Raw genomic sequence first — 1214 nt, 5'->3', positions numbered from 1 at the left:
GTCTCCAGAGGTGCCGTGACGATGATGAGGTGGCGGAGATCCCTGACGGACTTCTCCGCCGTCTTCTGTAGAGGGTCTGCCATTCCCGGCCTCACCGCCTCGATCGCATCGATCCAGGGCCATAGGATCACAGCGAGCACGCTGGGCAGACCGGTCGTATCAAGGGCTCTTGGCATCAGTCTGAGAGGGATAGAATTCGCGACGCTACACGGGATGAGTAGCTGCACCGGTCGGTATGGAAGCCGACCGCAACGCTATCACGATGCAAGGTTCGCTCCCCACGACGCGTCGTGGGCATCTCACCAACGAGGTTGTGATCGACATCACAACGACGAAGTGATGCGTCCGACCCGCGCCGACACCCGCACCGCGATCTTGCGCGCCGCGTGGGCCGTTCTGCTGCCCGGGCCCGGCGGGAGAGAACGTACCTGACGACGAACCGGGGAACGGCAGGGTTCACGCCCCGCCGCTCTTAACCCTCAGATTGGCTGATTTCAGTACCGATCGCGCGGCGGGGGCGGACCGCCCTCGTCGAACTCGCGCCGACGCTCCTCACGACGCTCCTCGCGGAATTCCTCACGCCGGTCCTCTCGGCGTTCTGCATCAATCTCGCGTTCACGCGGCGAGCGCGGATCGACGCGCACGCCACCCGGTCCGATGTCGATACTCTGAGCGACGGCCGGTACGCTCGGGATGGCGAGCAGACCCGCTGCGATCAGCCCTCCAGCGATGATGTGCTTCATGTCGATCTCCTCCAAAGCTTGGCCGGTAACGGGCTGAATGGGATCACGTTCCGCCAGAGACCTGATGCTCGCGGGCCCCGCGACCACTGTTCCCGCCACTGCTCTGAGCGAACCATAGTCGGATCCTATATACCAACAGCAACCCGATAGATTTCAGCTAAGACCATGAGCAAGCCGTCGAACCTCAAGCCTTTCGCGCCCGGCCGGTCCGGTAACCCCGGCGGTCGCCCGCGCCTGCCCGACGACGTGAAGCAGCTCGCCCGCGGCTACACGCGCGAAGCCCCCGAAACCCTGGCTGGCCTCCTGCGCACAGACGAAGCGACGGCCGCCGCTCCCGTCACTGCCTCCAGCCACCTCACCGATCGCGCCTGGGGCACGCGGGCCCAGCACCCCAGCCTCGACTGGCGCGGAGAGCGGTGGGTAGGGAGATGGAGAAGGGTACGGGTTGAGATAGGGCTGGAGCGAGTATGC

At 65.2% G+C, this 1214-nt stretch carries 2 protein-coding genes; one reads left to right on the top strand and one right to left on the bottom strand.

Annotation, left to right across the window (positions count from 1 at the left end; genetic code table 11):
* Positions 1-494 precede the first annotated feature (494 nt).
* Positions 495-743 (bottom strand): hypothetical protein, encoded by a 249-nt coding sequence (locus MKK75_RS00345; protein WP_244040655.1) that lies wholly within the window; start codon positions 741-743, stop codon positions 495-497.
* Between the two features lie 165 nt (positions 744-908).
* On the opposite strand from MKK75_RS00345, the gene MKK75_RS00340 reads away from it, so the two are divergent.
* Positions 909-1214 (top strand): hypothetical protein (locus MKK75_RS00340; RefSeq protein ID WP_244040654.1); only part of this gene is annotated, 306 nt, incomplete at its 3' end.

This window comes from Methylobacterium sp. J-030 (assembly GCF_022829545.1).
Lineage (GTDB): Bacteria > Pseudomonadota > Alphaproteobacteria > Rhizobiales > Beijerinckiaceae > Methylobacterium.
This window is presented reverse-complemented; position numbering and strand designations above follow the sequence as displayed.